The sequence below is a fragment of the Streptomyces sp. NPDC059866 genome, from assembly GCF_042731325.1.
In the GTDB taxonomy this organism is placed as follows: domain Bacteria; phylum Actinomycetota; class Actinomycetes; order Streptomycetales; family Streptomycetaceae; genus Streptomyces; species Streptomyces flavusporus.
This window is the reverse complement of sequence record NZ_JBHWJT010000006.1, coordinates 140,955-153,634: the sequence shown is the minus strand read 5'-3', so window position 1 is coordinate 153,634 and position 12,680 is coordinate 140,955. Positions and strand designations below refer to the sequence as shown.

Genomic DNA, 12,680 nt, shown 5'->3' with positions numbered 1-12,680 from the left:
GGGGAAGTCCGCGAGAGGGGCTCGAAAGAGCCTTTCCTACGGTTCCGTAACCTACGGCGTCGTAAGTATGTCAGTGCGCCGCCCGGCGGCAAGAGCCCGTGAGCTGCGCGTCCCGGCCGACACCTATCCTGGAGTCGGTCGGACAGCGCGGTCCGCTCTGTTTACTTCCCGGATGATCCGGCCCGTATGCGGCACCCCGCCGCGCGAACGGGTCACCGGGTTCCCTCCCTCACGAGCTTCAGACGAGCTTCAACACTGCAAGGAGCCGCACCTGTGAGCAGTGCCGACGACCTGACTACGCGCACCACGGCGACCAGCACCGAGCTGCGTGCCGACATCCGCCGGCTGGGCGACCTCCTCGGTGAGACACTCGTCCGCCAGGAGGGCCCTGAGCTGCTGGAACTCGTAGAGAAGGTGCGCCGCCTCACCCGCGAGGACGGCGAGGCCGCCGCCGAACTGCTGCGCGGCACCGAACTGGAGACGGCGGCCAAGCTGGTCCGCGCCTTCTCCACGTACTTCCACCTGGCCAACGTCACCGAGCAGGTCCACCGCGGCCGTGAACTGCGCGCCAGGCGCGCCGCCGAGGGCGGACTGCTCTCCCGTACGGCGGACCGGCTGAAGGACGCCGACCCGGAGCACCTGCGGGAGACGGTCCGCCACCTCAATGTTCGTCCGGTGTTCACGGCCCACCCCACGGAGGCCGCCCGCCGTTCGGTCCTGAACAAGCTGCGGCGCGTCGCCGCGCTGCTGGACACCCCCGTCATCGACGCCGACCGGCGCCGCCACGACATCCGTCTGGCCGAGAACATCGACCTCGTATGGCAGACCGACGAACTGCGGGTCGTACGCCCCGAACCGGCCGACGAGGCCCGCAACGCGATCTACTACCTCGACGAGCTGCACGCGGGCGCCGTCGGTGACGTCCTCGAGGACCTCACCGCCGAGCTGGAGCGCGTCGGCGTCAGGCTCCCCGACGACACCCGCCCGCTCACCTTCGGCACCTGGATCGGCGGCGACCGCGACGGCAACCCCAACGTGACCCCCGAGGTCACCTGGGAGGTGCTGATCCTCCAGCACGAGCACGGCATCAACGACGCCCTGGAGATGATCGACGAGCTGCGCGGCTTCCTGTCGAACTCCATCAGGTACACGGGCGCCACCGAGGAACTGCTGGACTCCCTCCAGGCGGACCTGGAGCGGCTCCCCGAGATCAGCCCCCGCTACAAGCGGCTGAACGCCGAGGAGCCCTACCGCCTGAAGGCCACCTGCATCCGGCAGAAGCTGGAGAACACCAAGCAGCGCCTCGCCAAGGGCATCCCGCACGAGGCGGGCCGCGACTACCTCGGCACCAGCGAGCTGCTCCACGACCTCAAGCTGATCCAGACCTCCCTGCGCGAGCACCGCGGCGGACTGTTCGCCGACGGCCGCCTGGACCGCACCATCCGCACGCTGGCCGCCTTCGGCCTCCAGCTCGCCACCATGGACGTACGCGAACACGCGGACGCCCACCACCACGCCCTCGGCCAGCTGTTCGACCGGCTGGGTGAGGAGTCCTGGCGGTACGCGGACATGCCGCGCGACTACCGTACGAAGCTGCTCGCCAAGGAACTCAGGTCGCGCAGGCCGCTGGCCCCGACGCCCGCGCCCGTCGACGCGGCCGGCGAGAAGACCTTCGGCGTCTTCCGGACGGTCAAGCGGGCCCTGGAGGTGTTCGGGCCCGAGGTCATCGAGTCGTACATCATCTCGATGTGCCAGGGCGCCGACGACGTCTTCGCGGCGGCGGTGCTGGCCCGCGAGGCCGGCCTGATCGACCTGCACGCCGGCTGGGCGAAGATCGGCATCGTGCCGCTGCTGGAGACGACGGACGAGCTCAAGGCCGCCGACTCCATCCTCGAGGACATGCTCGCCGACCCGTCCTACCGGCGCCTGGTCGCCCTCAGGGGCGATGTGCAGGAGGTCATGCTCGGCTACTCCGACTCCTCGAAGTTCGGCGGCATCACGACCTCGCAGTGGGAGATCCACCGCGCCCAGCGGCGGCTGCGTGACGTCGCCCACCGCTACGGCGTGCGGCTGCGTCTCTTCCACGGCCGCGGCGGCACCGTCGGCCGTGGCGGCGGCCCCACCCACGACGCGATCCTCGCCCAGCCCTGGGGCACCCTGGAGGGCGAGATCAAGGTGACCGAGCAGGGCGAGGTCATCTCCGACAAGTACCTGATCCCGTCGCTGGCCAGGGAGAACCTGGAGCTGACGGTGGCCGCGACCCTGCAGGCCTCCGCCCTGCACACCGCGCCCCGCCAGTCCGGGGAGGCGCTGGCCCGCTGGGACGCGGCGATGGACGTGGTCAGCGACGCGGCGCACGCGGCGTACCGCAGGCTGGTGGAGGATCCGGACCTGCCGGCGTACTTCTTCGCCTCCACGCCGGTCGACCAGCTCGCCGATCTGCATCTGGGGTCGAGGCCGTCCCGCCGCCCCGACTCGGGGGCGGGCCTGGACGGACTGCGGGCCATCCCGTGGGTGTTCGGCTGGACCCAGTCCCGGCAGATCGTCCCCGGCTGGTTCGGCGTCGGCTCCGGCCTGAAGGCGCTGCGCGAGGCGGGCCTGGACACCGTGCTCGACGAGATGCACGAGCAGTGGCACTTCTTCCGCAACTTCGTCTCCAACGTCGAGATGACGCTGGCCAAGACGGACCTGCGGATCGCCGGGCACTACGTCGACACCCTCGTCCCCGACGAGCTCAAGCACGTCTTCGACACCATCCGCGCCGAGCACGAACTGACCGTGCGGGAGATCCTCCGCATCACCGGCGAGGACGAACTTCTCGACGCCCAGCCCGTCCTGAAGCAGACCTTCACCATCCGCGACGCCTACCTGGACCCCATCTCCTACCTCCAGGTCGCCCTCCTGAAGCGCCAGCGCGACGCAGCGGCCGCGGGCGCCGAGCCCGATCCGCTGCTGGCGCGGGCCCTGCTGCTGACGGTCAACGGCGTCGCCGCCGGCCTGCGCAACACCGGCTGACCGGCTGGCTCGGACATGACGGTGCCCCCGTGCTGTACGAGCACGGGGGCACCGCCGGTTGTGCTACGGCCGTCAGCTCTGGCTGGTCTTCCGGCGCCGGAAGACCAGGTAACCGCCGGCGGCGAGCAGCGCGGCGGCGGCGCCGGACAGCAGGCCCACCGGGGCACCGTTGCCGGTCTCGGCGAGATCGCCCCCGGCGGTGCCACCCTGGGCGGACGGCGAGGAGGACGCGGTGGGAGCGGCACCCTCCTCGGCGGACGCGCTCGGGGAGGCAGCCGGATTCTCGGTGCCCTCGACCGTCTCCGACGGGGTGGCGGACGGTGTCGTGTCGTCGTTCCCCTCCTCGCAGTCCGTCCAGAACACCTTGTGCTTGGCCGAGCCGTGCTCGCCGTCGAAGTTCCAGAACAGCTTGTAGTGCCCGTCGGGCAGCGACATGTCGTTCGTACGGCCGTGACCGTCGGCGTCGAGGGTGAGGGCGCCGGCCGTCACCGTCTCGCCCTTGGTGGCGGCGGTCGGGGCCCAGGCCTCGATGTGCCAGTCGATCTGCTGGCCGGCGTCGAAGCCGAAGGCGTCCAGGTAGAACGTGCACACGTGCGGCTCGTTCTTGCGGAGCTCCTCGCCGGTGGTGGCGTCGTGGATCTTGACGGTGCCGTTGTCGCCCGGGGCGGTCGCGTGGGCGACGGCCGGGGAGGCGAGGAGAGCAGCCGCGGCGACGGCGGACAGGGCGCCGGCGCGAGTGAGGGTACGCATGAGGCAGTCCATCTTCGAGAAACCAATGGGGAAGATGTGGAGGGGGCGGCTCAGCTTCCAGCATGGCCGCCGACGGAACAAGCACGAACAGGCAACGCTCTGACCCTTCACACATGTGGAGGTCGGCGATACCCGCTCAGATCACCAGAAAAGCCGCCGTGATCAGCGCGAACCCCGACCCGGCCATGACCCACGCCGCCCGCGTCCGCCCCAGCCCGCCCGCGACCACCACCGACGCGAGCAGCAGCGCTCCGCCCAGCGGCACCCAGGAGTAGAGGATCCCGGCGGGACCGGACCGGACGACCTCGCTGCTGCCGGGTTTCATCACGACGGTGTACGTCTCGCCGTCCGCCACGGCGGCCGAGTTCTCGATCACGACCCGCTTCCGGGCCTGCGACCCCGCGGAGATCGGCGCGTAGGGCCCGGTGCAGGTGTCCGCACCGCACCCCGTCACCTCGATGGTCCCGCTCTCCCGGCCCTTGGTGAGCATCACGTACTGGGCGGAACTCCAGGACGCCCACACCCCCGCGATCAGGATCAGCGCGGCGATGACCCCCATCGCCGCGAGCCGCCCGAACCGCAGCACCGTGAACGCGCCCTGAGTGGAGACGACGGCAGTAGGCATGGCCGCGATCCTTGGCCATTGCCTTGCCCAAAGTCAATCTCGGCCGGACGGGAACCAGGGACAGGGGAGTCCAACGTTCTTAAGGTGAAGGGGAGATGGGATCCGGGCAACACGAGGGGGGAGCGGGATGACCGCGCTGCTGTTCGTTCACGGGACCGGCGTGCGCCGTGAAGCGTACGACGGGACGCTGGGGCTGCTGCGGGAGGGCCTCGCGCGCGTCGATGCGCAGCTGGGGGTCGAGGAGTGCTACTGGGGCGACATCTTCGGCGTCCCCTCCGGAGTGGGCGGCGCCGCACTGCCCGGCGTCGTCCCGGCCACCGAACTGGACACCACCACCGCCACCGACCTCAGCGAGACCGACCAGGACGCCGTGCTGTGGGGCCGCCTCTACGAGGACCCGTGGCTGGCGCTGCGCGCCCCCGACGACCCCGACGACAGAGGGCGGCCCGCCCTCGGCGAACGCATGGGCCCCGAGGTCGAGGCTCGCGGCCGCACCCTCGCCCAGGCGGCCGAACTCCCGGCCGACCTGCGGCCGTTCCTCCCGGACGAGCAGGCCCGCACCGAGTTCGGCGCCGCCCTGACAGCCGTGCTCGACAGCCCGGCCGGCCGCCACGCCCTCACCCACGGCGCCGGCCGCGGCCGGCTGCCCCTCGCCATCGCCACCGCCACCGTCGCCTCCCACCTCGGCGGCATCCTCCAACGCGGCCTGCCGCTGCCCTGGACACCGCAGGAACGCGACGACGTCGTCGGCATCGTCACCCGCGAACTCGGCGGCGAGGCCCGCGGCGTGGGCCGCCACATCTTCCGTACGTCCCTCTGGGCGGCCCAGCGGCTCGGCGTCATGCGGCTCGCCGACCGGCACCGCGCCGACCTCATGACCAAGGCCCACCCACAGGCCGGCGACGTCCTCAAGTACCTCGCCCGCGGCGACGGACTGCGCGCCGTCATCCGACAGCGCGTCGCCGAGACCGCCGACGCCCACGGCCCCGTCGTCCTCCTCGCCCACAGCCTCGGCGGGATCGCCGCCGTCGACCTGCTCACCCTCGAGCACCTCAGCGGCGTACGCCACCTCGTCACCGTCGGCTCCCAGGCCGCCCACCTGCACGAGATCGGCGCGCTGCCCGGCCTCGCCCCCGGCAAACCCCTGCCTGAGCACTTCCCCACGTGGACCAACATCTACGACCGGCGCGACCTGCTCGGCTTCGCCGCCGCACCCGTCTTCCGCGACCCCCGCGTCCAGGACCGGGAGTTCAGCTCCGGACAGCCCTTCATCGCCTCCCACAGCGCGTACTTCCGCAACCCCGACGTCCACACCTTCCTCGCCGGCCTCCTGCGGGACGTACCGTGACGGCACTGCCCCGAGGCGCCTTACCGCAGAACACGTTCGCCGTCCTCGTCGGCGTCGAGGAGTACGAGTCCTCGTCCTTCCCCACCCTCAAGGGCGCCGCCGCCGACGCCCTCCGCCACGCCGAATGGCTGCGCCGGAGCGGGGTGCCGCCCGCCCAGATCCGGCTGTGCGTGTCACCCGACCACAGCCCCGACGTCCAGAACGCCGCCCGCAGCCTCGGCCTCACCGTCCGGCCCGCCCACCAGGCCGACGTCGAGGGACTGCTGAAAACCGAACTGCCGCAGTGGGAAGGCGACCTGCTGTGGCTCGCCTGGTCCGGACACGGCGTCACCGACCCCCGCACCCGCGAACTCCTGCTGCCCTTCGGCGACGGCACCGACTACGCCGAACAGACCCTCGCCGCCACCAGCCTCCAGGACACCCTCCTCCACCACCCGCACTACCAGCGCATCCCGAAAAAGATCTTCTTCATCGACACCTGCCGCCTGCACGAACGGGTCGCCGAACACTACGGCGTCCTCAAACTCCCCGCCGCCCCCCACGCCACCACCGACACCCGACTCTCCGTCCTCTACGCCACCCAGGACGACGACTACGCCGCCAACGGCCGCCTCGGCTTCACCCAGGCCCTCCTCGACGAACTCAACGGCACACCCAGCCCCTGGCCCCCGGACGTCGACACCCTCGCCACCACCGTCCAGAAACGACTCGAACGCACCGGAGCCGGCACCCAACGCCTCCAACTGCACGTACGCAACTGGCAAGGCCACCGCCGCGACTACGAGATCGGCGACCGCCGCGACCGCCCCGCCTGGCTGCGCACCCACGCCAAAATGCTCACCAGGCTCGACAGCAGCTACCACAACGACCACCTGCCCTACGTCACCCCCCAAGGAGCCGCACACCGGCCGGAAACCCTCCTCGCCCGGCTCGAGAAGAACATCGACCCCGACACCGGGCTGCTCCTCGTCGGAGTCGCCGGCGCCGGCAAAACCCGCACCTGCCTCGAAGTCGCCGGCCTCGCCGCCACCCGACGCTGGACCGTCCTCCACGTCAGCCCCGACACCGACCTGACCGAACCCGTCCTCACCGAGCAGATCCGCCACGAGATCGACCACCGCCCAGGCCGGCCCCTCCTGCTCGTCCTCGACTACCTCGACCGCTACAACCAACTCGACCTGAAAGAACTCGCCGCAGGACTACGCGGCGAAACCGGCGCCGGCGCACGCGTCGCCTGCCTGGCCGCCGTCCGCCCCGGAGCCCTGCAAAGCGTCCTCGACCGCGGCAGCGCCGACCTGTTCACCCCCATCGACATCGACAAGGACGAACAGCACCAGAAAAACATCACCCAGGCGATCTTCACCTCCTTCGCCAAAGAACCCCTCGACACCTGGGGATTCGACGAGATGGCCGACATCTGCACCACCCGCCCCGGCATGGCCCGCCTCCTCGCCATCGCCGTCGACAAACGCTTCCAGCAGATGAAGACCAACGGCGACGACGTCTCCAGCCCCCCGGCATCCATCCCCCGCGACGGCCTCGTCGGCTGGCTCCGCCGCCGCACCCAGGAAGACCTGCCCGCCGACGGCCCCGACCGCACCCTCCTGCACGCCGCCACCGTCACCGCCCTCAGCTGCCCCCACCCCCGCCCCACCGTCGAACAAACCGTCGACCGCTACCTCGCACACCACGCCCCCGGCGACCGCGCCGCCGACACCCTCGCCGAACTCGAAGCCATCGGCTGGCTACGCCACGACACCGACGACACCGTCGACCTCGTCCACGACAGCGTCACCGACGCCTTCCTCGACCGAGCCTGCCGCAGCCCCCGCTCCACCCTCGACTCAAGCGCACTCCGCGCCTTCCTCGACGCCCTCCTCGGCAACCTCCACACCTACCGCCAGAGCATCGCCCACCTCGGCCGCTTCGCCGCCGACCTCCCCGAACACGACCACCTCGCCCACCGCCTCCCCAGCGAATGCGCCACCTGGCTGCGCGAACGCAAGCAGACCGTCCTCACCACCCTCCTCACCGAACCCCGCGAAGGCCTGCGCACCCTAGTCGCCATGGTCTCCGCCCCACCCTGGCGGCAAGCCGTCATCGACACCTGGACCGACCTCGCCCAACCCTGGATCGACGCCACCACCCCTACCGACCCGGCAGCCGTCCGCATCCTCCTCATCGACGCCGTCCGCAACCGCCCCGGACCCCTCCCCGACGTCCTCCTCGACGCCGCCCGCACCTGGCTCGACCAGCACACCACCACCGACATCAACTCCCTCGCCCTCATCACCGCCCTCCTGCGCTCACCCGGCCTCCACCACCACAACCCCGCACACCACACCCACCGCACCCACCTCGAAGAACGCGCCCAGACCTGGCTGCGCCAATACGGCAGACGCCGTGACGGCCTCGCCCGCCACCCCCTCCAAGCCCTGCTGCGCGCACCCGAATGCGGCCCCGCCGTCCTACGGCCCGCCGCCACCACCGCCCTCGCCCTCGTCTCCCGCACCCCCCGCAAACGCGAGAACGAATGGCTCCTCTCCGCGCTGCTCCGCTCCCACCACCTGCCCGACGAAGCCTGGCCCCGCCTCGCCGAAACCACCCGGACCTGGCTCGCCGAACACGTCCCCCTGCGCTCAGCCACCTACGTCATCGACCGGGCACTCGAACAGCCCGCCATCCCCACCCCGAAAGCACAACAGATCGCCGACCTCGCCCTCACCTGGCTCACCCACAACAAAGAGGACGAAGCCGCCGACTTCGTCCTCTCCGCACTCCTCAAACGCGAAGGCCTCACCGACCCCACCGTCCGACAAGCCATCACCCACATCCACGCCTGGCCCACCTGGCGCAAAACCGCCCTCCGCGCCTCCTTCGTCCTCGCCCCCCTCCTCCACGAAAGCTGCGTCAGAACCGCCCCCGACCTCACCCCCACCAGCGTCGACCTCGCACTCCAATGGCTCACCGAGCACGAAACCAAACCACAGGCCGGCTTCGTCCTCGCCCCCCTCCTCCGACAGCGCGACGCCGCCACCCACGACCAGGACGCCGCCACCGTCAAACAACTGGCGATCAACGCCGCCCTGCGCTGGCTCGACCCCGACCGCCCCTGGGACCGCCGCCTGATCGGCTCACTCCTCGCCCAAGGGCCCCACATGAGCCCCGACCAACGCAACAAAGCCGCCGCCGCAGCCGTACACCGCATGCAAGCCGGCCTCCAGGACACCGCCGCCGACACCGACCAGCACACCAGGCCCGGAACCCACCTCGACGACAGCTTCGTCCACCGCGAACTCCTCGAAATGCAAGGCCTGCCCCCCGGACTCCAGAACCCCGCCTTCACCCACGCCCTGACCTGGCTCGACCTCCACGGCGACGAAGCAAGAGCCACCTTCGTCATCGCCCCACTGCTCTACCGAACCGCCGCCTGCCACGCCGGCCCACAACTCAGCGCCGCCGCCGACCACGCACTGCGCTGGCTCCACACCCACGCCCCCGCCAAAGAAGCCGACTACGTCCTCAGAAACCTCCTCGTCGCCCCCGCCACCCCAGCCGGCGACCTCGAACCCCACACCGTCGCCCACCGCACCCTCGACCACGCCCTCACCTGGCTCGCCGCCCACGGCAGCAACTCCGTCATCGACTGCATCAACGGCACCGCCACCTGGGGCGCATCCGTACTCGGCCACGTCCTCGACCGCAAGGACGACCTCACCACCGACCAGGCCACCACCCTGCTCGACATCATCACCAGGCACCTCGGACAACACCCCCGCACCCCCGACACCGCCCACGAGGAGAACCACCTGCTGCGCCGGCTCCTCCGCTTCCCCCTCACCACCCCGCCCGCCGAAGCCCGCACCACCCGCTGGGCACTCGACCGACTCGGCCCCGAGCCCCACCTGCCCGGCGACGACCTGACCATCAGCGCACTCCTGCGCCGCCTCAACAGAACCGGCACCCACGAACCCGAAGCAGTCCGCTCCGCACTCCACTGGTTCGCCACCCAGCCCCCGAAACCGGAGGACTGCTACCTCCTCAGCCGCCTCCTCGAAGCCCCCCACCTCGAACCCCGAGAACGCCGGACCACCGAACAGCACGCAGCCAACTGGCTCAGGGACTACGGCACCACGCCCGAAGCCTCCTTCGTCCTGGCCGGCCTGCTGATCTCCGCCCGCACCACCGGCACCCCGGACCCCCACCTCGTCCACGCCGCCCACGACTGGCTGACCCACCACCCAGACCTGGAAAGCGCCCCACACGTCCGCGCAGCCCTCGACACCGACAGCCCCCCGCAGCGGCCACCCAGCCCCGACGACCACCAGGAACTGACCAGCAGAAGCTGACGATCAGCAGCCGACCGTCAGGAGTTGTACGTCCCCTGCGCCCGCTCCAGCCCCTCGATCACCAGACACTCCACCGCATCCGCCGCCCGGTCCACGAAGTAGTCCAGCTCCTTGCGCTCCGCGGCCGAAAAATCCTTCAGCACAAAATCCGCGACCTGCTGACGACCCGGCGGACGCCCGATCCCGAACCGCACCCGGTGATAGTCCGACCCCATCACCTTCGTCATCGACTTCAGACCGTTGTGCCCGTTGTCACCACCCCCCAGCTTCAACCGCAACACCCCGTAACCGATGTCCAGCTCGTCATGCACCGCCACGACATTCGCCACCGGCACCTTGTAGAAATCACGCAGCGCGTTCACCGGACCACCCGACAGGTTCATGTACGACATCGGCTTCGCCAGAACCACCCGACGGTTCGCCGGCCCCGGCGGACCGATCCGGCCCTCCACCACCTGCGCCTGCGCCTTCCCCGCCCGCTTGAACCTGCCCCCGACCCGCTCCGCCAGCAGATCAGCCACCATGAACCCCACGTTGTGCCGGTTCATGGCGTACTCCGGCCCGGGATTCCCCAGCCCCACGATCAGCCAGGGCGCACCCGCATCGGTCGTCACGTTCATATCTCCTTGATACGCGCCAGCCGCTGCCCCCACAGGGAACAGCGGCTGACAAAACGAGAAAAGTGAGGATCAGGCCTCGGCAGGCGCCTCCGCGCCCTCACCCTCGGCGCCCTCCGCACCCTCCGGAGCCTCCTCGGCCTGCGCGGCCAGCACCTGCAGGACAACCGCGTCCTCGTCGACGGCCAGCGTCACACCGTTCGGCAGGGTGATGTCCTTCGCCTGGATCGAGGCACCGGCCTCCAGACCCTCCACCGACACCGTGACGGCCTCGGGGATGTGGGTGGCCTCGGCCTCCACCGGCAGCGCGTTCAGCACGTGCTCCAGCAGGTTGCCGCCCGGAGCCAGCTCACCCTCGGTCTGCACCGGAATCTCGACGTTGACCTTCTCGCCACGCTTCACCAGCAGCAGGTCGACGTGCTCCAGGAAACCCTTCAGCGGGTCACGCTGCACCGACTTCGGAATCGCCAGCTCGTTGCTCTTGCCGTCGATGTCCAGCGAAATCAGAACGTTCGGCGTACGCAGCGCCAGCAGCAGGTCGTGACCCGGAAGGGTCAGGTGCAGCGGCTGCGAACCGTGACCGTACAGAACGACGGGAACCTTGTTGTCGCGGCGGATACGGCGGGCGGCACCCTTGCCGAACTCGTTGCGCGTCTCGGCGGTGAGCTTCACCTCGGACATGATCACTCCTCGTAGAGGTCAGAAACGGACGGGGTCACCCGGCCACGAACGGCCTGCTACGAAGAGCGCGTCGATAACGGACCGCCGTACCCCGTCCCAGAGAACGGACCACGGCCTCCCTCGCCGAGCAACTGCAACAGAGTACTCGCCGAAGAAGGCCGCAGTGAAATCGATCAGGTGTGAACCGATCAGGCGTAAGAGGTCTACTGCTCGTCGAACAGGCTCGTCACCGAACCGTCCTCGAACACCTCACGCACCGCACTCGCAATCGTCGGCGCGATCGACAACACCGTGATCTTGTCCAGGTCCCCGCTCAACTCACCCGGCGTGGGCAGCGTGTTCGTGAACACGAACTCACTCACCCGGGAGTTCTTCAGCCGGTCCGCCGCCGGACCCGACAGCACACCGTGCGTCGCCGTCACGATCACATCCTCCGCACCGTGCGCGAACAACGCATCGGCCGCCGCGCAGATCGTGCCACCGGTGTCGATCATGTCGTCCACCAGCACACACACCCGGCCCCGAACCTCACCGACCACCTCGTGCACCGTCACCTGGTTCGCGACGTCCTTGTCACGCCGCTTGTGCACGATCGCCAACGGCGCGCCGAGACGATCGCACCAACGGTCGGCCACCCGCACCCGGCCCGCGTCCGGGGAGACCACCGTCAGCTTCTCCCGGTCCACCTTCGCGCCCACGTAGTCCGCAAGCAGCGGCAGCGCGAACAGATGATCCACCGGACCGTCGAAAAAGCCCTGAATCTGATCCGTGTGCAGATCCACCGTCAGGATCCGGTCCGCACCCGCCGTCTTCATCAGATCCGCGATCAGACGCGCCGAGATCGGTTCACGACCCCGGTGCTTCTTGTCCTGCCGCGCGTAACCGTAGAAAGGCACGATGACCGTGATGGAGCGGGCCGACGCACGCTTCAGAGCATCGATCATGATCAACTGCTCCATGATCCACTGATTGATCGGAGCCGTGTGGCTCTGAATCACAAAGCAGTCCGCACCACGCGCCGACTCCTGGTAACGGACATAGATCTCACCGTTGGCGAAGTCGAAGGCCTTCGTCGGGACAACCCCGACACCCAGCTGGTGGGCGACCTCCTCGGCAAGCTCGGGGTGGGCGCGGCCGGAGAAGAACATCATCTTCTTCTCGCCGGTCGTCTTGATCCCGGTCACAGCACTGTCTCCTCAGAGGTGTCTCAGCTGGGTGTTGACACGACGTCTCAACTGGACGAAAGGCGTCGTCTCAGCTGGTGGGGTGCGGGTGTGCACTTATCACGGTACGCC

At 69.8% G+C, this 12,680-nt stretch carries 8 protein-coding genes; 3 read left to right on the top strand and 5 right to left on the bottom strand.

Annotated features, from left to right (window positions below):
• Window positions 1-273: 273 nt before the first annotated feature.
• Window positions 274-3,015 carry a phosphoenolpyruvate carboxylase gene (gene ppc / locus ACFV7R_RS11150; RefSeq protein WP_385262397.1) on the top strand — a complete coding sequence of 914 codons (2,742 nt, stop codon included), beginning with the start codon at window positions 274-276 and terminating at the stop codon, window positions 3,013-3,015.
• A 72-nt stretch (window positions 3,016-3,087) separates the two neighbouring features.
• On the opposite strand, the gene ACFV7R_RS11145 is transcribed toward ppc, so the two are convergent.
• Both ACFV7R_RS11145 and ACFV7R_RS11140 read right to left on the bottom strand, forming a co-directional pair.
• Complete coding sequence (locus ACFV7R_RS11145; protein WP_385262394.1) at window positions 3,088-3,765, bottom strand: LPXTG cell wall anchor domain-containing protein; 678 nt, start codon at window positions 3,763-3,765, stop codon at window positions 3,088-3,090.
• A 136-nt stretch (window positions 3,766-3,901) separates the two neighbouring features.
• Window positions 3,902-4,390: a hypothetical protein gene (locus ACFV7R_RS11140; protein WP_385262393.1), complete on the bottom strand. Its 489-nt coding sequence runs from the start codon at window positions 4,388-4,390 to the stop codon at window positions 3,902-3,904.
• Window positions 4,391-4,517: 127 nt separating this feature from the next.
• On the opposite strand from ACFV7R_RS11140, the gene ACFV7R_RS11135 reads away from it, so the two are divergent.
• Together ACFV7R_RS11135 and ACFV7R_RS11130 are read left to right on the top strand one after the other, a co-directional pair.
• Window positions 4,518-5,738, top strand: coding sequence for a hypothetical protein (locus ACFV7R_RS11135; RefSeq protein WP_385262391.1), 1,221 nt, complete (start codon window positions 4,518-4,520; stop codon window positions 5,736-5,738).
• Entirely contained in the window at window positions 5,735-10,087 is a 4,353-nt protein-coding gene (locus ACFV7R_RS11130; RefSeq protein ID WP_385262390.1) for a caspase family protein, read from the top strand. Before ACFV7R_RS11135 ends, ACFV7R_RS11130 begins: the two co-directional genes overlap by 4 nt.
• Window positions 10,088-10,104: 17 nt before the next feature.
• Here ACFV7R_RS11130 and pth read toward each other — a convergent pair whose 3' ends face one another.
• The 3 genes from pth to ACFV7R_RS11115 form a co-directional block, all read right to left on the bottom strand.
• Window positions 10,105-10,707 carry an aminoacyl-tRNA hydrolase gene (pth, locus tag ACFV7R_RS11125; RefSeq protein ID WP_385262389.1) on the bottom strand — a complete coding sequence of 201 codons (603 nt, stop codon included), beginning with the start codon at window positions 10,705-10,707 and terminating at the stop codon, window positions 10,105-10,107.
• 69 nt (window positions 10,708-10,776) lie between these two features.
• Entirely contained in the window at window positions 10,777-11,385 is a 609-nt protein-coding gene (locus tag ACFV7R_RS11120) for a 50S ribosomal protein L25/general stress protein Ctc (RefSeq protein ID WP_385262386.1), read from the bottom strand.
• Between the two features lie 203 nt (window positions 11,386-11,588).
• Window positions 11,589-12,569, bottom strand: coding sequence for a ribose-phosphate diphosphokinase (locus ACFV7R_RS11115; RefSeq protein ID WP_129799914.1), 981 nt, complete (start codon window positions 12,567-12,569; stop codon window positions 11,589-11,591).
• Window positions 12,570-12,680 lie beyond the last annotated feature (111 nt).